18 protein-coding genes are annotated in these 19,444 nt (G+C 42.8%); 12 read left to right on the top strand and 6 right to left on the bottom strand.

Going from position 1 to position 19,444, the window contains the following annotated elements; all coding sequences use genetic code 11:
- Positions 1 to 216 precede the first annotated feature (216 nt).
- Both FHS57_RS02240 and FHS57_RS02235 read left to right on the top strand, forming a co-directional pair.
- The gene (locus tag FHS57_RS02240; protein WP_183971222.1) at positions 217 to 378 is read left to right on the top strand and encodes a hypothetical protein; all 162 of its coding nucleotides are present in this window, start codon (positions 217 to 219) and stop codon (positions 376 to 378) included.
- Positions 353 to 883, top strand: a complete 531-nt coding sequence (locus FHS57_RS02235; protein ID WP_183971221.1) for a DUF6169 family protein — start codon at positions 353 to 355, stop codon at positions 881 to 883. Before FHS57_RS02240 ends, FHS57_RS02235 begins: the two co-directional genes overlap by 26 nt.
- 312 nt (positions 884 to 1,195) lie before the next feature.
- Here the strand turns inward: FHS57_RS02235 and aspS are convergent, their stop codons facing one another.
- Both aspS and FHS57_RS02225 read right to left on the bottom strand, forming a co-directional pair.
- Positions 1,196 to 2,950, bottom strand: coding sequence for an aspartate--tRNA ligase (aspS, locus tag FHS57_RS02230; RefSeq protein ID WP_183971220.1), 1,755 nt, complete (start codon positions 2,948 to 2,950; stop codon positions 1,196 to 1,198).
- Between the two features lie 214 nt (positions 2,951 to 3,164).
- The gene (locus tag FHS57_RS02225; RefSeq protein WP_028521824.1) at positions 3,165 to 3,350 is read right to left on the bottom strand and encodes a cold-shock protein; all 186 of its coding nucleotides are present in this window, start codon (positions 3,348 to 3,350) and stop codon (positions 3,165 to 3,167) included.
- A 186-nt stretch (positions 3,351 to 3,536) separates the two neighbouring features.
- Here FHS57_RS02225 and moaA point away from each other — a divergent pair, with 186 nt between their 5' ends.
- Positions 3,537 to 4,529, top strand: coding sequence for a GTP 3',8-cyclase MoaA (moaA, locus tag FHS57_RS02220; protein WP_183971219.1), 993 nt, complete (start codon positions 3,537 to 3,539; stop codon positions 4,527 to 4,529).
- Positions 4,530 to 4,543: 14 nt separating this feature from the next.
- Here the strand turns inward: moaA and FHS57_RS02215 are convergent, their stop codons facing one another.
- Entirely contained in the window at positions 4,544 to 5,116 is a 573-nt protein-coding gene (locus FHS57_RS02215) for an HNH endonuclease (protein ID WP_183971218.1), read from the bottom strand.
- Between the two features lie 123 nt (positions 5,117 to 5,239).
- Between FHS57_RS02215 and FHS57_RS02210 the strand changes: the two genes are divergently transcribed.
- Positions 5,240 to 5,599, top strand: a complete 360-nt coding sequence (locus FHS57_RS02210; RefSeq protein ID WP_183971217.1) for a CoA-binding protein — start codon at positions 5,240 to 5,242, stop codon at positions 5,597 to 5,599.
- A gap of 188 nt (positions 5,600 to 5,787) precedes the next feature.
- Here FHS57_RS02210 and mtaB read toward each other — a convergent pair whose 3' ends face one another.
- The gene (mtaB, locus tag FHS57_RS02205; RefSeq protein ID WP_183971216.1) at positions 5,788 to 7,116 is read right to left on the bottom strand and encodes a tRNA (N(6)-L-threonylcarbamoyladenosine(37)-C(2))-methylthiotransferase MtaB; all 1,329 of its coding nucleotides are present in this window, start codon (positions 7,114 to 7,116) and stop codon (positions 5,788 to 5,790) included.
- Between the two features lie 165 nt (positions 7,117 to 7,281).
- Here mtaB and FHS57_RS02200 point away from each other — a divergent pair, with 165 nt between their 5' ends.
- Positions 7,282 to 9,471, top strand: coding sequence for a glutamine synthetase III family protein (locus FHS57_RS02200; RefSeq protein ID WP_183971215.1), 2,190 nt, complete (start codon positions 7,282 to 7,284; stop codon positions 9,469 to 9,471).
- A gap of 85 nt (positions 9,472 to 9,556) precedes the next feature.
- Positions 9,557 to 10,030, top strand: a complete 474-nt coding sequence (locus FHS57_RS02195) for an NADH-quinone oxidoreductase subunit A (RefSeq protein ID WP_183971214.1) — start codon at positions 9,557 to 9,559, stop codon at positions 10,028 to 10,030.
- Positions 10,031 to 10,103: 73 nt separating this feature from the next.
- Here the strand turns inward: FHS57_RS02195 and FHS57_RS02190 are convergent, their stop codons facing one another.
- The gene (locus tag FHS57_RS02190; protein WP_183971213.1) at positions 10,104 to 10,535 is read right to left on the bottom strand and encodes an FKBP-type peptidyl-prolyl cis-trans isomerase; all 432 of its coding nucleotides are present in this window, start codon (positions 10,533 to 10,535) and stop codon (positions 10,104 to 10,106) included.
- A gap of 27 nt (positions 10,536 to 10,562) precedes the next feature.
- Positions 10,563 to 12,038, bottom strand: a complete 1,476-nt coding sequence (proS, locus tag FHS57_RS02185) for a proline--tRNA ligase (RefSeq protein WP_183971212.1) — start codon at positions 12,036 to 12,038, stop codon at positions 10,563 to 10,565.
- Positions 12,039 to 12,430: 392 nt separating this feature from the next.
- Here proS and FHS57_RS02180 point away from each other — a divergent pair, with 392 nt between their 5' ends.
- The 6 genes from FHS57_RS02180 (at position 12,431) to FHS57_RS02155 (ending at position 19,406) form a co-directional block, all read left to right on the top strand.
- Complete coding sequence (locus tag FHS57_RS02180) at positions 12,431 to 13,708, top strand: hypothetical protein (protein ID WP_183971211.1); 1,278 nt, start codon at positions 12,431 to 12,433, stop codon at positions 13,706 to 13,708.
- A gap of 151 nt (positions 13,709 to 13,859) precedes the next feature.
- Entirely contained in the window at positions 13,860 to 15,437 is a 1,578-nt protein-coding gene (locus FHS57_RS02175) for an OmpP1/FadL family transporter (protein WP_183971210.1), read from the top strand.
- A gap of 182 nt (positions 15,438 to 15,619) precedes the next feature.
- Positions 15,620 to 17,062, top strand: a complete 1,443-nt coding sequence (locus FHS57_RS02170) for a sensor histidine kinase (RefSeq protein ID WP_183971209.1) — start codon at positions 15,620 to 15,622, stop codon at positions 17,060 to 17,062.
- A 121-nt stretch (positions 17,063 to 17,183) separates the two neighbouring features.
- Positions 17,184 to 17,852 (top strand): response regulator, encoded by a 669-nt coding sequence (locus FHS57_RS02165; protein WP_183971208.1) that lies wholly within the window; start codon positions 17,184 to 17,186, stop codon positions 17,850 to 17,852.
- A gap of 329 nt (positions 17,853 to 18,181) precedes the next feature.
- Entirely contained in the window at positions 18,182 to 18,556 is a 375-nt protein-coding gene (locus FHS57_RS02160) for a helix-turn-helix transcriptional regulator (RefSeq protein WP_183971207.1), read from the top strand.
- Positions 18,557 to 18,566: 10 nt separating this feature from the next.
- On the top strand, positions 18,567 to 19,406 hold the full coding sequence (locus tag FHS57_RS02155; RefSeq protein WP_183971206.1) for a helix-turn-helix transcriptional regulator: 840 nt from the start codon (positions 18,567 to 18,569) through the stop codon (positions 19,404 to 19,406).
- Positions 19,407 to 19,444 lie beyond the last annotated feature (38 nt).

Raw genomic sequence — 19,444 nt, 5'->3', positions numbered from 1 at the left:
CGTATTGTTAATCACAAATTGATACTTAAAAACTCGAAGTTGGCAAAATTTATTGTTTTACTCCCCAAAAATGGGACGAATGGCGCAATTTAAGACGTAGAATTGACTTTTTAACTTTCAAAACAAAAACTAACATTTTGGCCCTAGCCCTGTAAAACTTTTATTCTCTAATTTATGTATTACATTTGTACCATACATGCCAAATACTGCAAGGACATGAAAACAATAGACACTCCCAAAAACAATACCTTCAAGAAGGGCAGCAAACAGTCTAACATGGCCTCAAAAATGTTAGATAATAAAAAGGCTATTTTTGCCCATTTTCGCGGCGAAATAACCAGCGAAGAATTAAATGCAAAAGGCATCAAGCTCAGTTAGACACTACAGTTACACCCACACTTCGAGTCAATTTGCTACTATATTCGAATTCACGACTGATTCGGGGCTAGTCTATGGCGTTTATTTTGTTGGAGGCGAGAAATACCTAGGTGGCAACCCAAATTACCGTGGATACATTAAAGAATTTGGTTTCGATACCATATCAGCCAATCATACATCAGAAGTTCCTACACGAGATGTAAGGATAAAATATACCATCCTAGCCATATTGAAAGAATATATAGATAATAATATTCACTCAAGCATCATTTATGTTTGCGACTATAGCGATGGAAGGCAGCAAAAAAGAAGTAAGCTATTTAACAGATGGTTTGATGACTCAGAAAACTCCGAATACAAACCCGACGTGTCTATTACAAAGTATATAATTCCTGTTGATGTTGAAAACGAATATGGGGAAACAGTCAAAACAGACGTAGTTCTGTTGAATCTTGAAACATGCCTGTTTAGTAAAGAATTTGTCAGTTATCTTCTGAGCGACTAGTAGTCCTCCCCCCTTGTCTTGGGTCATAAATACTACCAGATACAAGGCTTTGCCCGATACCTTGCAAGTAAGTGGGTCGTTTAGCCCTCCTATTGTTTCGCTGTACAAATAAGCGGGTTTCTAAAACAAAAACTCCTCGCTGAGTAGATTCAGCGAGGAGTTTCGACTAGGTCAGACGACAGTCAGACCGATGCTCTTACTATAGCTAAAGTCTGACTACCGTCTGACTTAGATACAGTCTGACTAGCGACTAGGTCAGATGATAATCAGACCGATGCTCTTACTATAGCTACAGTCTGACTACCGTCTGACTTATTTTGTAGCGATTTTTAATTCGTCTAGTTGTTTTTGGTCAATCGTCGATGGAGAATCAATCATCACGTCGCGGCCAGAGTTGTTTTTCGGGAACGCAATAAAGTCGCGAATCGAATCTGCCCCTCCAAAGATTGAACACAAACGGTCGAAGCCAAAGGCGATACCCGCGTGAGGCGGTGCTCCAAACTCAAACGCATCCATCAAGAATCCAAATTGTGCTTTGGCTTCCTCAGGCGTAAAGCCCAAGATTTCAAACATTTGCATCTGTAACGGACGTTGGAAAATCCGCACGGAGCCTCCACCTACTTCTGTTCCGTTGATAACCATGTCGTAGGCATTGGCACGAACCGCGCCTAAATCGGTTGACAACAACGGAATGTCTTCGGGTTTGGGGCTAGTAAACGGATGGTGCATCGCAAACCAACGTTGTTCCTCTTCGCCGTACTCCAACAATGGGAAATCAACGACCCAAAGCACTTTGTACTCGTCAGGATTGCGCAAGCCCAAACGGCTACCCATTTCTAAACGAAGTTCGTTGAGTTGCTTACGGGTTTTATTGGCTTCACCCGCCAAAATCAAGAACAAGTCGCCAGGTTCGGCACCAAACGCCTCGGCCCATTTTTTGAGGTCTTCTTCACTGTAAAATTTATCTACCGACGACTTGATGGTTCCGTCAGCGTTGTAACGCGCGTACACTAGCCCTTTGGCACCGATTTGAGGACGTTTTACCCATTCTGTCAACTCGTCGATTTGCTTGCGGGTGTAGTCGGCACAACCTTTGGCACAAATCCCTACGACCAATTCAGCCGCATCAAAAACCGCAAAGTTTTTACCCGAAATCAAATCGATATCGCCCTTCAACTCCACGAACTCCATGCCAAAACGCACGTCGGGTTTGTCTGAACCGTACTTTTTCATGGCCGTTGCGTAGGTCATGCGAGGTACTTCGGGAAGGTCAATTCCTTTGACAGCTTTAAATAAGTGACGAATCAATCCCTCAAACATTTGCAATACGTCTTCCTGCGTCACAAACGACATTTCGCAGTCGATTTGCGTAAATTCAGGCTGACGGTCGGCACGAAGGTCTTCGTCACGGAAACACTTTACAATCTGGAAGTAACGGTCGAAGCCCGATACCATCAACAATTGTTTAAAGGTTTGCGGTGATTGTGGCAAGGCATAAAACTCCCCTGGGTTCATGCGGCTTGGCACCACAAAATCGCGTGCCCCTTCAGGGGTTGATTTAATCAACACAGGTGTTTCTACCTCAATGAAGTTTTGCGCATCCATAAAAATGCGCGTTTGTTGCGCTACTTTGTGACGCAATTCGAGGTTTTTGCGCACCGTATTACGACGCAAATCTAAGTAACGGTACTTCATACGAAGTTCGTCACCACCGTCGGTTTCGTCTTCAATCAAAAAAGGCGGTAATTTAGCAGGGTTCAACACCTCCAAACTACTCAATTTCAATTCAATATCTCCCGTTGGGATTTTATCGTTTTTGGCAAAGCGTTCAGAGACTGTACCAGAGACCTGAATAACGAATTCGCGGCCAAGCTCACGAACTTTGGCAATGATGTCAGCGGCTGTTTTTCCTTCTTCCACCATCAACTGCGTAATGCCGTAGCGGTCACGCAAATCAATCCATATCATACCTCCTTTATCGCGGATACGCTGAACCCAACCGCTTAGGGTAACTTCTTTATTTACATCCGAAATGCGGAGTTCACCGCAAGTGTGCGTTCTAAGCATAGAATATTATTTCTTAAATTCCTCAAAAAGTCCGCAAAAGTACGGAATAAATAATAAAAACCTTATACGTTTGAGTAGGATGATGGGAAGTAAACCTATAAGATTTGGGCAAAAACAAAGAAGGGCAAGCGGAGAACCCCGTTTGCCCTTTGATTTGACACATTGTTATGACCAATTAGAATCGGATTTTCAATATATCAGTGGAGTGTTGCAATTAAGCAAGCTTAACGTTGGTGGCGTTGATGCCTTTTTTCCCTTGGACTTTATCAAACGTTACAGTATCTCCTTCGGTGATTTTGTCAACCAAGCCAGATACGTGTACGAAAATTTCTTGTCCACCGCTAACGATGAAGCCAAATCCTTTTGATTCGTTGAAGAACTTTACTGTTCCAGTTTCCATTACAAAATAAATTAAAAAAATGAATGATTGGCGTACTGCCAATACAAAAGTAGAGAATTAAAATTATAAAATAATTTTTTTGTGTGTTTTTTAGTTTCTGGCAGCCTAGAACTTGTTTATTCTGCTTTCCGTTATTTACTTTGGGCAATAACGCTGCTGATTTTTCTCCTTTAACCAAGTACGTCTTTGAACCAAGTAATTGACAACCACGGGCGCCCCATCAACTACTTACGGCTGGCAGTAACCGACCGCTGTAACTTGCGTTGTTTTTATTGTATGCCCGAGGAAGGCATCAAATATGTGCCCAAACCGCATCTTCTGACGTGGGAAGAAATGGAGCGTGTTATTCGCATTTTGGTACGCATGGGGGTGGACAAAGTTCGGATTACGGGGGGAGAGCCTTTTGTACGGCGAGGAATTATGGAGTTTTTGGAAGAACTCAGTCAAATCGAAGGTTTACAGCAAATCAATATCACGACCAACGGAGTGCTCACTGCGCCGTTAGTGCCTGATTTAAAAAGAATTGGAATTAAATCGGTCAACCTCAGTTTAGATAGTCTCGACCGTCAACGCTTTTTTGACATTACGCGTCGCGATGAATTTCCGAACGTGTGGCAAACGTTTGAAGCCCTGCAAGCCCACAACATTTCGACCAAAATAAACACGGTGGTCATGTCAGGAAAAAATACGGACGACATTATCCCAATGGCCGAGCTCACACGCCACTCCCCCGTCAGTGTACGTTTTATTGAAGAAATGCCTTTCAATGGCGACGGTGCGCACGAATACCAAGAATTTTGGAATTATCGTCGAATTTTGGACGAGCTAAAAAAAGCCTATCCTGGCATTTATAAACTCCCCGACCCTCCTGCCTCCACGTCTTACAATTATCAAATTCCTGGGCACCAAGGTACGATTGGCATCATTGCGGCCTTCAGTCGCACGTTTTGTGGTACGTGTAATCGGCTTCGCCTAACCCCGCAAGGTCAGTTTAGGACGTGTCTATACGACGATGGAGTTTTTAACATTCGTGACTTGATTCGGCAGGGGCTCAACGACGAGACCCTCCAAACGTACATTTACGAAGCATTACAAAACAGGGCAAAAGATGGCTTTGAAGCCGAAGCTAGACGTAAAGTGGGTGTGGTTTCGGAATCTATGTCAACCATTGGAGGGTAATAATCCCTCTTTTTTTATTCATCATCAATTTTCACGTTCTTCCAGTTTTCTCCCGACCGAATACGATTGAGCTGAGTGTGCGTAATGCCAAATTGCTTTGCAATCATTTTTAAGCGGTTTTTATCGCTTTTCAGCATCTTCTTAATCATCCTTACTTTGGGTTCGGTAAGCTTGTAATTACGGGTACGTATCGGAATCTGTCGATTGATTACCGCTGGGTTGTTGCGGTTGTGCTCCACCATTTCGTCCTTGGTCACCCATTTTAGGTTTTCGGCACGGTTATTTTGTTTATCAAAATCTAAGTGAATAACATACTTAGCGTTTTCACTTTCTTTTTTTACAAACAAATCAGCCACTAATTTATGCACATATCTGTTGATGGTTTTGCCCCCTGTAATGCGAATATTTAAAGAGCGATACCCCTGAATCACAGACCCTTTGATTACTTTCCCTTGATTATCTTCTCCCTGAAAGCTCGCCAAGCGGCCATAGTTAGACACTCTATAATGGGGCGGATTTTCAACTCCTTCAAACTCAATTCGTACCCACTTCTCGTTCCAGTAGTTTGCTATTTTATTATCAGCCATGGTTCTTGTGTTGTTGATTTTTTCAATCCCAGCAATCGTACTTTTTCAATACATTTGTGCATTGTCAGTACAACTAACTTGTGCTTTTTATTGTTTTAAAATTACTATCAATCAAGTCTTAAAATGAAAAAAACGCTCATCCTTGGGGCTTCTACCAACCCAGAACGCTACGCATTTCTTGCGGCACATCGTATTAGCAATCACGGCCATCCCATTGAGTTGGTAGGTCTCAAAGAGGGCGTTGTTGCGGGTCAACAGATACATACTGACAAACCAGCCTTTGACGATATTGATACAGTTAGCTTATACGTTGGGCCACGCAATCAACCCGAATGGTACGATTACATTGTGTCATTACATCCAAAACGAGTTATTTTTAACCCTGGCACAGAAAATGATGAGTTTGTCGCTTTGTTGACACAAAACGGAATCGAAGCCCAAGAAGCCTGTACACTTGTGCTTCTTTCGATTAATGCGTATTAAGCCTATATTTTAGTGTTTGATAGCGGGTAAGTCAGTGGTAAGGTGTGGTTTTGGTTGGTAAGTAGGATTACCCTTATCAAACACTAAGTTAATGAAATGGTTTTCAAATCAAACAAGATATTCTTTTTTTTATTATTCTCTCTCCAATACTATCCCTAAAAGAACGCTTTTTGTCCTTACTTACTCTATTAGTGGTGAAAAACTTCTGTTTCTACTTCACGCACCTCTACTTGGCCCTCTGCGTTAATCTCAATCAGTTGCAAACGTTTTACCTCATTGATGAGTAGCGGGTCGTATTTGGCCGTCACACGCACGTAGTTTTCGGTAAAGCCTTGCATATTACCATCCACCACTTCGTCCTCAAACAGCACCGTCCGCTCGGTGCCTAATTGGCCTTCATAAAACGCCCTACGTTTTTTATCTGACAAAATATGGAGCATTTTTGACCGCTCTGCCCGCTGCGACTGCGGCACAACTGGCTTGATATCAACCGCCAACGTATTGGGGCGTTCGGAGTAGGTAAATACGTGTAAGTACGAAATCGGAAGCTCATTCAAGAAGTTATACGTTTCCAAAAACTCTTCTTTTGTCTCGCCAGGGTGCCCTACGATGACATCCACGCCAATACAGCAGTCTGGCATCAATTCCTTGATTTTCGTCACTCTATCTACGTACAACTCACGACGGTAACGACGGCGCATCAAGCCCAATACTTTGTTTGAACCTGATTGAAGTGGAATATGGAAATGAGGTACAAAACGCTTTGATTGAGCCACAAACGCGATAATTTCGTCCGTCAACAAATTGGGTTCAATCGAAGAAATACGAAAACGCTCAATTCCCTCTACTTCGTCTAGTGCTTGTACAAGTTCAAAAAATGTTTCGGTACGCTTGCCGTCATGAAGGCCAAAATCACCAATATTTACACCCGTAAGCACAATTTCTTTTACCCCCCGTGCTGCAATTTCGTGTGCCGCTTTTACCACATTTTCTACTGTATCAGAGCGGCTTTTGCCCCTTGCCAGCGGAATGGTACAATACGCACACGGATAGTCACAGCCGTCTTGCACCTTCAAAAAAGTGCGCGTACGGTCATTGAGAGAATACGAAACGTGGTAGTCAACGGCCTCTTCAATCGGTGATGCCATCACACGCCCGGGCTGCGCAACGGGCGCTTTGACAAATCCATCCAATAAATCTATCAACCGAAACTTTTCGGCGGCCCCAAGTACGGCGTCCACACCTGGAATTTCAGAAATTTCTTGCGGTTTTAATTGCGCATAGCAGCCAATGATAGCTACGTAACCGTTGGGATTTATCCCTTGCGCTTCTCTGACGATTTTACGGCATTTTTTGTCGGCATTGTCTGTAACCGAACAAGTATTGATGATGAAGATATCGGGCTGTTCGTTAAAGGCTACCTTTTGATACCCTTTTTGCTCAAACATCCTTGATATACTGGAAGTTTCGGAATAATTGAGCTTACACCCCAATGTATAAAATGCAACTTTTTTCATGGTGCAAAATTAGTGATAATACTCGTTTGGGCGACAAACAATCCATATATTCGTCAAATCCTTCAATGGAAACCCATAACTTTGTCAATCAAACAAAAAAAATATATGTTTGGTGCCTATTCCAAAAACAGTTGATTTTCATTCTAATTACCCGATACTTCATTTATGGCAAATATGAGATTCAAGGCCCTTGAAACGGCCCATAACCGCGCAACAATCAGTGTAACACCCCCAAGCGATAAAGTAGCCGATTATTACGGTTCATATACTTTCAGCGACGACGTTATGAAGTCGTTGCTCACGCCCGAAGCCTATTACAAAGTTTCTAATGCCATTAAGTCGGGTTCTCGAATTGACCGTGAAATTGCCGATGAAGTAGCCGCAGCCATGAAATCGTGGGCAACTTCCAAAGGCGCGACGCATTATACCCACTGGTTTCAACCTTTAACGGGCGGAACTGCCGAAAAACACGACGCGTTTTTTGACGTCACAGCTCAAGGAAAAGCCATTGAAAAGTTTAAAGGAAGTGCATTGGTGCAGCAAGAGCCCGACGCCTCTTCTTTTCCGAGCGGGGGCTTACGGGCAACATTTGAGGCTCGGGGCTATACGGGTTGGGACCCTAGTTCTCCCGCTTTTTTGATGGACAATGGCGCAGGGGGTAAAACGCTCTGTATTCCGTCGGTCTTCATTTCTTATACAGGTGAGGCATTGGATTACAAAACGCCCATTTTACGTGCCCTTCATGTGCTCGACAAAGCCGCCACGGCTGTGATGTATTACTTCGACCGCAATGTGGAAAAAGTAACGGCAACCCTCGGCGCGGAACAAGAATATTTTTTGGTTGATAAAGCCCTTTACTACGCTCGTCCTGACCTCATGATGTCGGGAAGAACCGTTTTTGGCCACTCTCCTGCCAAAGGTCAACAATTGGAAGACCACTACTTCGGCTCTATTCCGCCCCGCGTAAATGCGTTTATGGTTGATTTTGAGTACGAAGCTTGGAAATTGGGGATTCCTGTGCGTACACGTCACAATGAGGTTGCTCCAGGGCAGTTTGAATGTGCGCCTACGTTTGAAGAACTCAACTTGGCCATCGACCACAACGCGCTGTTGATGGACTTGATGCACAAAGTAGCCGAAAAGCATAATTTTAAAGTTCTTTTCCACGAAAAACCGTTTGCGGGTATCAATGGTAGTGGAAAACACAACAACTGGTCGATGATGACTGATACAGGCGTGAACTTGTTGGCGCCTAGTAGCAAACCCAAAGAAACGCTTCGTTTCTTGACGTTTATGATGAACACCGTAAAGGCCGTTCACGACCACGCTGATTTGTTGCGGGCCTCGATTGCTTCCGCTGGCAACGAATACCGCTTGGGTGCCAACGAAGCCCCTCCTGCCATTGTCTCCGTTTTCTTAGGCGATGAGCTAATTCGCTTGCTCGAAACGCTTGAAAACCGTGGGGAAATTCAGCTTGAAAAAGGAGACAACGTATTTTATAAACTGGGAATTACGCGCACTCCTCCCCTCATGCGCGACAATACCGACCGCAACCGTACATCGCCGTTTGCTTTTACAGGAAATAAGTTTGAGTACCGCGCCGTAGGTGGAAGCGCCAACAGCGCCTCTCCAATGATTATCCTTAATACAATTGTGGCAAACCAACTCCAAGAGTTCCGCAAAGAACTCGAAGTGCGCCTCGAAGCTGGGGAGAAAAAAGAATTGGCGATTGTGGACATTCTGAAAAACTACTACCGCCATTCCAAGCGTATTTTGTTTCAAGGAAACGGGTATTCTGAGGATTGGATTCAGGAGGCGGCCGAACGTGGACTCACGAATATTGCCTCTACCCCCGTTGCGCTTGAAAAATACATCGAACCATCGGCGATTGCAGTGCTCGAAAAAATGGGTGTCTTAACCGAACGCGAAGTACACGCACGCTACGAAATTGAGCTCGAAAACTATATCAAAAAAGTCCAGATTGAGTCAAGGGTAATTGGTGATTTGGCCCTCAACCATGTGGTTTCAACGACAGTAAAGTATCAGTTTCAATTAGCTCAAACTGCCAAAGCACTGGTAGAACTTGATTTAACGGAAGAAGCTCAGCCCCTAAAGGAATTGATTAAGGAAGTATCTCAACGGGTGTTGACCATCAAACAATCGGTGGATGCAATGACCGAAGCCCGCAAAAAGGCAAATAATACCGAAGACCTCGTGGAGCGCGCCGTGTTGTACGGTTCTGAAGTGAAGGACTATTTTGAAAAAATTCGCTACGAAGTTGATAAGCTCGAATTGCTCATCGACGATGAAGACTGGCCACTTGTCAAATACCGCGAAATGCTTTTTGTAAAATAATATCCAATACCTTTTGTAAAATAATCTTCAATACCTTCCCGAAAGTTTTAAACTTTCGGGAAGGGCATAGTCAACTAACATTCTTATGGTCTCAGAATTTGGGGTAATTCTTTTATTCATTTTTGCGGCGATTGCGCTTATTGCGGTGATGCTCACGCTTGCCAAAGTAATACGCCCTCATCGCCCCAATGAGGAAAAGCTTACTACTTACGAATCGGGGGAAGACCCACTCGGAAATGCCAATGTGCAGTTTAACGTCCGTTTTTACGTGATTGCCATCGTTTTTCTTCTTTTTGAAGTGGAACTCATTTTCCTTTTTCCATGGGCAGTGGTTTTTGGGCAAGCAAACCTCATTCGTCAAACCGATGGGCTGTGGGGCTGGTTTTCGCTGGTAGAAATGTCTTTGTTTGTCGGAATACTTATTTTAGGATTGGCCTACGCTTGGAGTAAAGGCTACTTAGATTGGGTTCGTCCGCGTCCAGAACTCCCCGACGTTCAGACGAAAGTTCCCTCACAACTTTACCAAAAAATCAACGACAAATACGCCCCAAAGAAATAAGCAATGTACCAAAAAGCGAAGTCCCACCAAGATTACAAACCTCGGTGGGACTTCCTTTTTGGCGTTCATCAACTTAGTTGACTCCTACCAATTCAATTTCAAACACTAAATCCTGCCCAGCCAGTGGGTGATTTGCGTCCACGATAATTTGGGTCTCGTTTACTTGCACCACCGTCACAGGAATCGGCTGTGGATTTCCGTCTTGGTGCATGTTTAATTGCATACCTACCTCAAACGGAATATCGGCGGGAAGTTCAGAACGTTCAAAAGGCAAAATGAGCTCTTCTTGTGCTGGCCCGTACGCCTCTTCTACTGGAATATGCACTGTTTTTTTATCTCCAATGGTCATTCCTTGAATCCCGTTATCAAACCCAGGAATCACCATGCCCGAGCCTAATTGAAATTGCAGAGGTTCGCGACCTTCTGACGAGTCGAACAACGTACCGTCGGTCAACGTCCCTTTGTAGTGTACCTGTACGGTATCACCTGCTTTTGCTACACTCATGTTAGTTATTTTTGAATTAAATGGTTCTTAATAAGCCCGTGCAAACAATACCCGCCGCGTTGAAGGTTTGCCCGTCAGGATACATGTTCCTTCTTCTTCTGGTGCATTGTATGGAATACAACGAATGGTGGCTTTCGTTTCGTCTTTAATACGGTCTTCGGTTTCCGACGTACCATCCCAGTGAGCCAACACAAATCCTCCCTTTTCGTCAAGAACTTGTTTGAACTCCTCATACGTATCCACTTTGTGGGTATTTGTTTCGCGGAATGCCAAGGCTTTTTGGTAGATATTTTTCTGAATATCTTCCAACAATTGCTCAATGTACCCCACAATTCCTTCAAGCGAAACCGTCGTTTTCTCTTTCGTATCACGACGCGCAATTTCAACCGTGCCATTTTCCAAATCGCGCGCACCCATGGCCAACCGAACAGGCACACCACGGAGTTCATATTCAGCAAATTTCCAACCAGGTTTGTTCGCATCCGAATCGTCAAACTTCACACTGATTCCAATGCGCTTTAAGCCCTTCATAATTTCTTTTACTTTTTCAGAAATTTGGCCTAATTGCTCTTCGTTACGGTAAATAGGCACAATAACCACTTGAATTGGTGCTAATTTTGGAGGCAAAACCAAGCCTGAGTCGTCCGAATGTGCCATCACAAGCGCACCCATCAAACGTGTACTCACGCCCCAAGAAGTACCCCACACGTATTCTAAGCCACCGCCTTTGCTTTGGAATTTCACATCAAATGCTTTGGCAAAATTTTGTCCTAAAAAGTGAGATGTTCCTGCTTGCAGGGCTTTTCCATCTTGCATCATGGCTTCGATACACAATGTTTCTTCAGCACCAGCAAAGCGCTCATTTTCTGTTTTGTAACCTTTTATTACGGGCATCGCCATCCATTCTTCGGCAAAGCGGGCATATACCTCCAACATCTGGCGGGTTTCGGCCATGGCTTCGTCGGCTGTAGCGTGCGCCGTGTGGCCTTCTTGCCAAAGGAATTCGGCTGTGCGTAAAAACAAGCGCGTACGCATTTCCCAACGCACGACGTTGGCCCATTGATTAATCAACAATGGCAAATCGCGGTACGACTGAATCCAGTTTTTATACGTACTCCAAATCACCGTTTCCGACGTTGGGCGCACGATTAGCTCTTCTTCTAGTTTGGCATCTGGATCCACAATTACCCCACTCCCATCTGGGGCATTTTTGAGGCGATAGTGCGTTACGACCGCACACTCTTTGGCAAAACCCTCCACGTGGCTTGCTTCTTTACTCAAATATGATTTGGGAATAAAAAGCGGAAAATACGCATTGGTATGCCCCGTTTCTTTGAACATATCATCGAGGGCGCGCTGCATTTTTTCCCAAATAGAAAAACCGTACGGTTTTATCACCATACACCCTCTTACCGCCGAATTTTCGGCCAAATCTGCTCTTTTAACTAATTCGTTGTACCACTCAGAATAATTATCGCCACGGCTCGGAATCGCGTTTGCCATCGTTAGTATTTGTTACAGGTTTACTCTTGAACTTTACAGTCACTTAGTTGACTTTTTCTTATTTTTGATTGTCGAATGCGCCTTCTACCAATTTAAAATTTTTTAATTTTTATACCCTGATAGTCAAAGGCTTAAACGTATTTTACACACTTATACCGCTTTAAATGCTAATTATCAGTATTTTGTGGTATTGAGTGTGAAGTTGACATTTATAATTCTTTGATTTTCAATTATTTTACTAATAATAACCCATTAGTTTTTTTATAAAAAATCCTTGCAAAGATACTTTTTTATCCTAAATTTGTGACGAAACTGAATCAGAATCCATCAAAATAACGTTTTATAGGTAGCAGGGACTGATTTCTAACTGAACATAAAACATTTTGAACACCATGAAAACCCTTCGTTCACTCACCCTTTTATCGGCGCTTGGCCTGATGGGATTGTGGAGTTGCAGCTCCAAACAATATGCCACCCAAGATGATGCCGAATACGATGATTTATACGGAAATTCGTCGAGCGCAGCCGTAGCAATGGCCAGTCGCTCAACCGAACAAGCCGCTGACAATCGTAACCTCAATCCTGACTATTATGCAGGCCAGGGTTCTACTAACAATAACAACAGCCAAGAGGATTACTATGACGAATCTTACTTGAGCTCACGCGGCATTGCCCGTAACCTTGGCCCTAATGCAGGCTACAATGCAGGTTTTTCGGATGGCTATAGCTCTGCCTACAACAATCTCAATTGGGGCAATTACTGGAATACGCCTTGGCGTAGTGGGTTCAATACCTGGAATAGATGGAATTCACCCATGATGTTTGGATTAGGCTATGGTCTTGGCAATTGGGGATATAATAGTTTTTATAGCCCTTATGGCTGGAACAGTTTTGGCTCGGCCTATGCTTGGAATGATCCATTCTATTCACCTTGGGGAAATTCGTACGGCTGGAACTCATTCAACTCACCTTGGGGATATTCTCCTTGGGGTTACTCACCTTATTATGGATACGGAAACTCATTCTATGGTGGGGGTAGCTACTGGAATAACAATGCTTGGTACAACGGCCCAACCAACAATATCCAAATTGTAGATGTTCGTCGTCGCCCAGGTACTGATTACTACAACCGCGTTGATCGTTCCTCTAACGCTTACAACAACAATAGCAACAACAGCGCACGCTACACTAACCAAGGCCGCCGTCAGGGATATGACCCGACAGACCGCACTGGAAGCTACAACAGCAACTCATCGTCGTCAAGCGATTCCTACTATTCTCGCCCACGCGGAGGCTCGAATCGCTCATACGATGGCTATAGTTCTAACGCAGGTGGACGCACTAGCAGTGGTTCGTATTCGTCAGGAAACACTGGTACAAATTCTTATTCGTCAGGTACACGTGGTGGTGCCACCCGTAGCTATGGTGAAGCGAGCAGCAGTGGCAGTAGCCAACGCTCATCGTACAACAGCAATTCCAACAATTATTCAAACAATAATAGCTGGAACAACAGCAACAGCAGTCGTCAGAGCAGCTGGAACGACAGCGGAGCGTCTCGTAGTAGCAGCTCTAGTAGCTGGAGTAGCGGTAGCTCATCTAGTGGAAGCTCATCATCGTCGAGCAGTGGCTCAAGCGGTTCGTCAAGTTCGGGTTCACGCGGTCCACGCTAATCATTAAACACGCGTTTTTTTTAACATAGAATCCTCTATTTTCAAGAATGTATTTACATTTGTTGAAATACTCAAACCTCGCTATTCACATCAGTAGCGAGGTTTTTTATGAATTATAAATGTACTTTTAACAATTTTTTTTCTTCCTGCCATGAAAAACCGCCCAATCGTATGGGGAATCTTGCTAGGGTTAGCAGTTTCTTCCCACACCCACGCCCAAAGTCGCTTATACGCTAACACTGCCATGCAATTGTCTGACCTCACTCAAAACGGCACCGCTCGTTTTCAAGGAGTAGGAGGAAACCACGCATCACTAGGTGGCGACGCCAGCAACATTTTTGGCAACCCTGCGGGGATTGCTTTTTTCAACCGCTCCGAAATTAGCCTTAGTCCTACTTTTTATAACATTAGCAACGAAGCTTCTTATATTGGAAATACTCGGAGTGACCAAAAGTTAAATCCAAATCTCTCGCAGTTCTCGCTTATTTTGGCAGGAAACCCACAAAGCTATAACCGCGAGTGGCGTCGTACCTCGTTTGGAATTAGCTATTCTCGCCAAGTGAATGCTAATAATATGATTACGTATGGAGGAACCAATAATCGCAGCTCCATGATCGACAATATCGCCGAGCTGGCTACGGGCCTTTCAGTCAAAACCCTTGAAGATGAATACAACAATAGCCGCCCATTCTCGATTGAATCTGCGTTTTATAATTTATACCAAATAGATGCATTATCGGACAATGGCCCTTACCGTCGGCCTATTCCACTATCGAGAGCATCGTTTGAACAAAGCGGCAACGTCGAAGTTTCGGGCGGTTCTTCTCAGTGGACTTTTGCGTATGCTGGCAACTATGCCGACAAGCTTTATTTGGGTGTTTCGGGCGGTTTTTCTCGTCATACCTTCATCCGTAGAAACAACTACACTGAGCGCTTTGTCAACGGAGGCGCATTTAGGGGATTGGACTACCGCGAGGATGTAAACATCTCAGGAAGCGGCCTTTTTATTTCAGCAGGGGTGATTTATAAACCAAACGCTATGCTACAACTTGGTGCTTCTATCCACAGCCCAACATTTAGCAACCTCCAAATGACCTATCAGGAAGAAGTTGGTATTGACATCCTGAACAACCGCGTCCCTGTGTTTGACGCCAACGGCAACCCCGTTACAAACGCGCAAGGACAGCAAGCCTTTGACCAAATTGTAACGACTCGGGTCAACCTTGAGCCTTACGACTTTGAGTATAAAATGCGCACTCCTTTGCGAGCAAATGGAGGAATTACCATTTTTATTGGCAAAAAAGGATTTATCACAGGTAGCGCCGAGTACGTGGGTTACAAAGGGATGGGTATTAGCACAGCCGATGATAACCAATTCAAAACGAACAACAAGCGCCTGATTCAATCATCCTACAACAACGTCGTCAATCTGCGTGTAGGAGGCGAAGCACGTCTGGATAAATTTAGAGTGCGGGCGGGAGTAGGCTTTTTGCCCAATGCCTACAGTCAAAATTACAACGTTGAAGGTAGCCTTGACCGTTCTAAAATTCAATTATCAGGCGGACTCGGTTATCGTACCGAGCGTTTTTATGTTGATTTGGCAGGTACTTATTTACAGACAAAGGATGCGTATTCGCCGTACCAACTCAGCGACCCGTCCAATTATTTCTCTGCCAAACTTAACGTTACATCGCTTAATTTTACAGGAACAGTGGGGTTGTTTTTCTAATAACCAAGCCCGTTTTTCTTTAAGAAAATATTTTTATAGGAAGCAAAAAAGGAGCAGTATTTCTACTGCTCCTTTTTTTGTGAGTTGTCCTTCTTAGTTTCTTATTTTTCAGGTAGTTACTTTTGTCGGTATTTTTTATATTTCTGTCCGTTTGGTTACATATTATACCCACTCCTGTCAAAATGACTACCATTCTAACCAGTAAAAATATTCGTTACCGCATCCTTAGGGCTTATTTTTTCTCTGTTGTTATTCTATTTTTTATCTGGCTTATCGGTCGAGTTGTCACCTCAGAATTTATACAAGAAATAAGATTAGACAATCAACTGTATTATCATGTTAACCATCAGCTTACTCATTCCGCTATTTTAAAAGAACAACTGCACCACATAGCCGCTTTTCCTAGTGTTACTCCCGCTATCAACCAACAATTTCAAGTCAAAGTAAGACCATTTTATATCAATCATCAAGCATTGGTAAATTCGTACGAACAACAAGATGCGTACTTAGGTGCTCAAATGGAAAAGTACCTACAAAATAGTATTCCGAAAGCCATTCAAGTTTACCAAAAAATTGATAAACAATTAAAAATAGCTGCACAGGGTAACTGGGGCGATAAAAAAAACATCTCCGAAATTTTAAACTACATTGACCTCTACGAAAGCGAGCTACATGCTATTGTCCATAACTATTTCGAGGACATGGAAAGCGATTTCAGTGTGTTGGATATTTGGATCAACTTTGCACTTACGAGCATTCTTTCCTTGGTTGGTATCATCATTGCATTTAAAATTGTCAAGCCCTCTTTTACCTATTTAAATCAGTATTTACTTCAAAATTTACAAAGCCAACGCGAGGTCAACAAAGTCAATCTTGAATTGAGAAGGGTCAATGAAAATCTAAAAACTACCCAACAACTCCTCGAAACCGAGCAAAAACGCTCCATGCAAGCCTTACAAGACAAATTAACCCTTGTGCTTGAGCAGGAAAAATACTTAATCAAAGGTCAAGAAGAAGAACGAAAACGCATAGCGCACGAACTACACGATAGCATTGGCCAAATGCTCGCAGGAATAAAGTATGGATTGGAAAGCTTAAAGGGTTCATTACCGTCTATAAATACGTGCAATCAGTTTAGAGGGATTCTTCAACTTACCAATAAAACGATTGAAGAAACAAGACGTATTTTGATGGGGTTGCTCCCATCCACCCTCGAAACTTTTGGAATTTTGGGTGCTATACAATCATTGATTGACGACCTTCAAGCGCAGCATCCCAACGTACATTTTCAGTTTTTTCAACCCAACACTCCCATTCCTCCACTTTCAGATTGGGTTTCATTGGGAATTTTCCGAATTGTTCAAGAAGCCCTAAACAATGCCCTTAAACATGCTTTGGCAAAAGAAATCCTCGTTGAAATAGAAATTGAGCAAGGAGCACTTACCGTGCGTATTGTAGATGATGGCTCAGGGTTTGATTTAAAGAAAATTTGTCGAATGAGCCAATCGAAATTTGGCATTGAGAATATGCGGCAGAGGTGCCAGTTACTTTCTGGCGACTTTCATCTTGAATCTATCATCAACCAAGGTACAGAAATCAAAGCAACAGTTCCGCTACTGAATTAATAAGTTTATAGACATACATCTGCATTCCACCCGAGAATGTAGCATTTTTTGGCAAATCCACAGAATTATGTTTAATATTGGCGTTAAACTAATACCATAGACTGTACATTTGACATTAGTGATGAATATTAAAATTGTTGTAGCAGACGACCACGAAGTTGTACGGAAAGGTATTATTTCGCTTTTAAGTCAAGAAACAGATTTGGCCGTTATTGGGGAAGCAAAAAACGAGCAAGAAATCTGGGAATCAGTCAATGATAAACAACCCGACATTTTATTGCTTGACTTATTTTTTGACCATCAACCTTTGGGATTGCACATCATCCCCCAATTATTGGCTAAATTCCCGCAGCTCCGCATAATCATTTTTTCTATTTTTAATGACGATAAATACGTATTAGACTGCATTCAACAAGGGGCTACCTCTTACATTGTCAAAAATGCAGACCGACAAGATATTATTCGTTCTATTCGATGTGCTTACGCCCGAACGGCTTTTTTTACCCCAGAAATTGCCACCATTATTCAAAAAGCCCTGATTCAATATCGCCCCATCAACACTCAGCCACTCTCCAGTACACCATCTGCCTATCCTTTACATCTTCTGTCTGAGAAAGAAAAAGCCATTTTAAAATTAATCAGTGAAGGCAATAGTAGCAGAGATATCGCCGAACAGCTAGGGCTCAGTATTTATACGGTGAATAATCATCGCATCAATATGATTAAAAAAACCCAAGTCAAAAATAGCACAGAGCTAGTTCGGGTTGCACAAGAAGCAGGCAAGCTCTGATTACTCGACAGAATTACTTCTACATTTATTTTCTCTTCTTTTTTTATTATTTGTAAACTTTATTTTACAGAAATAACCTCTATTTTCTGCCTTTAAAAACTAAATCTGGTATAACTATGCCTGTGAAATAGCTATACTATCTTGTCTATTTATTTTCAAAAATAGGATAAAACCAAAAGTATTATCCAAAAAACATATACCACTCCCTCGATTTAAAGGCAAAATATACGATACAGCAGAACACAAAAATAGCTATTATTAACTACTTCATTCGCTTGCATTTAGTTATTTTTATTATAATTATTGCAGCAAAATCCCCATTCTATCTAATGAATATACCAATCAATCAATTACCAGAATCAGAACTACCAGTAACATTTGAAGAGGCAACTCTGTTTAAAATCCCCACCCAATACTTGCCAAAATTGACGGCAATGATGGAAGCAGAGCTTCTACCCTATCAAATCATTTCGCAAAACACTCCCAAGAACTTACAACAAGCGATTGAAAAACTTACCCCCAATAAATTGGCGGTTTTAGGGCAATTAGCCAATGGCAAAGGATACGATGAGATTGCCCGAGAAATGAATGTGTCGGTCAACACCATCCGATTTCGAATCAAACAAATTTACAAATCCTTAAATGTCAACAACAAAGTGGACGCTTCTCGCTTGTATTTGGCATACAAAAGCACCAAAATCTAACTACACTCTTATGAACACCAGTTTAGATGCCGTGCAAGTCATCATTAGTACGGTTGATTCCAAAATGGATTTGCTTCCAGTCCACCCTGGCTATTGTAATGTTTATTTTTGTTCAACCAAAATACAGCTTGAGCAATTGGACATCAGTATCGTTACCGATCATCTGTTTATTAATTTCCCTTCTGATAGTTGGCAAATTTCACCCCTGAATGCTCCTGCCAACATCATTACGCTGTCTATGCCTATTTCTATATTTGAAGCATTAATAGCCCCCCAAATAGCGTATGTGAACAACCAAGAGAGTGTGGTGATTCTTCCAACACCAGCCCCTTCAAAAACAATCCAGTATATTTTAGGATTGGTCTTAAAACCAAACGGTATAGCCCTGCAGAGCCTTAGGGAGAACAAGTGTAAATTAGTAGAAGCCCTGATAAAGGCCCTATCTGAACAATATGTACTCCCAAGTATATCAACGTCAACTGGCTCTCTGACCGCTGCACCTCCTTTGCGAGGGTTATCCATAATGACCTTAATGGATTTCATTTATGAAAACTACATACTCAACCACAACAACCAGCAGGTACCCAACGCATCGGAAATAGCAAAGAAAATGCGAATAAGTCCCGCGCTATTTAGGGTAGAGTTCAAGAAAGCGTACGGAAAAACGCTTTATCAGGCTTACCTCGACAAAAAAATGGAGTATGCCAAAACCTTACTAGCGCAAGGGCTCAAAGCCATTGAGGTGTCGCGCATTACTGGATACTCCTCTCCCATCAAATTCAGCAAGCAGTTTCAGAAACACTTTAATACAACACCGTATCAATACAAAAAAATGGCTTACCAGCCTTAAAAGACTGCTGATAGGGCACAAAAAAAACGCAGAGCCTA

The sequence above is a fragment of the Runella defluvii genome (assembly GCF_014195535.1).
Classification (GTDB): domain Bacteria; phylum Bacteroidota; class Bacteroidia; order Cytophagales; family Spirosomataceae; genus Runella; species Runella defluvii.
Note: the sequence above shows the minus strand (reverse complement) of the source record. Positions and strands in the feature narration are given on the sequence as shown.

What these genes read in the sequence shown, in the direction of transcription:
- FHS57_RS02175 (WP_183971210.1), top strand. Translation starts at nt 13,860, where the DNA reads ATGAAAAACCGCCCAATCGTATGGGGAATCTTGCTAGGGTTAGCAGTT.
- FHS57_RS02155 (WP_183971206.1), top strand. Translation starts at nt 18,567, where the DNA reads ATGAACACCAGTTTAGATGCCGTGCAAGTCATCATTAGTACGGTTGAT.
- FHS57_RS02165 (WP_183971208.1), top strand. Translation starts at nt 17,184, where the DNA reads ATGAATATTAAAATTGTTGTAGCAGACGACCACGAAGTTGTACGGAAA.
- FHS57_RS02210 (WP_183971217.1), top strand. Translation starts at nt 5,240, where the DNA reads ATGAAAAAAACGCTCATCCTTGGGGCTTCTACCAACCCAGAACGCTAC.
- FHS57_RS02215 (WP_183971218.1), bottom strand. Translation starts at nt 5,116, where the DNA reads ATGGCTGATAATAAAATAGCAAACTACTGGAACGAGAAGTGGGTACGA.
- FHS57_RS02170 (WP_183971209.1), top strand. Translation starts at nt 15,620, where the DNA reads ATGACTACCATTCTAACCAGTAAAAATATTCGTTACCGCATCCTTAGG.
- FHS57_RS02190 (WP_183971213.1), bottom strand. Translation starts at nt 10,535, where the DNA reads ATGAGTGTAGCAAAAGCAGGTGATACCGTACAGGTACACTACAAAGGG.
- proS (WP_183971212.1), bottom strand. Translation starts at nt 12,038, where the DNA reads ATGGCAAACGCGATTCCGAGCCGTGGCGATAATTATTCTGAGTGGTAC.
- FHS57_RS02200 (WP_183971215.1), top strand. Translation starts at nt 7,282, where the DNA reads ATGGCAAATATGAGATTCAAGGCCCTTGAAACGGCCCATAACCGCGCA.
- aspS (WP_183971220.1), bottom strand. Translation starts at nt 2,950, where the DNA reads ATGCTTAGAACGCACACTTGCGGTGAACTCCGCATTTCGGATGTAAAT.
- FHS57_RS02195 (WP_183971214.1), top strand. Translation starts at nt 9,557, where the DNA reads ATGGTCTCAGAATTTGGGGTAATTCTTTTATTCATTTTTGCGGCGATT.
- FHS57_RS02235 (WP_183971221.1), top strand. Translation starts at nt 353, where the DNA reads ATGCAAAAGGCATCAAGCTCAGTTAGACACTACAGTTACACCCACACT.
- FHS57_RS02160 (WP_183971207.1), top strand. Translation starts at nt 18,182, where the DNA reads ATGAATATACCAATCAATCAATTACCAGAATCAGAACTACCAGTAACA.
- FHS57_RS02240 (WP_183971222.1), top strand. Translation starts at nt 217, where the DNA reads ATGAAAACAATAGACACTCCCAAAAACAATACCTTCAAGAAGGGCAGC.
- FHS57_RS02180 (WP_183971211.1), top strand. Translation starts at nt 12,431, where the DNA reads ATGAAAACCCTTCGTTCACTCACCCTTTTATCGGCGCTTGGCCTGATG.
- mtaB (WP_183971216.1), bottom strand. Translation starts at nt 7,116, where the DNA reads ATGAAAAAAGTTGCATTTTATACATTGGGGTGTAAGCTCAATTATTCC.
- FHS57_RS02225 (WP_028521824.1), bottom strand. Translation starts at nt 3,350, where the DNA reads ATGGAAACTGGAACAGTAAAGTTCTTCAACGAATCAAAAGGATTTGGC.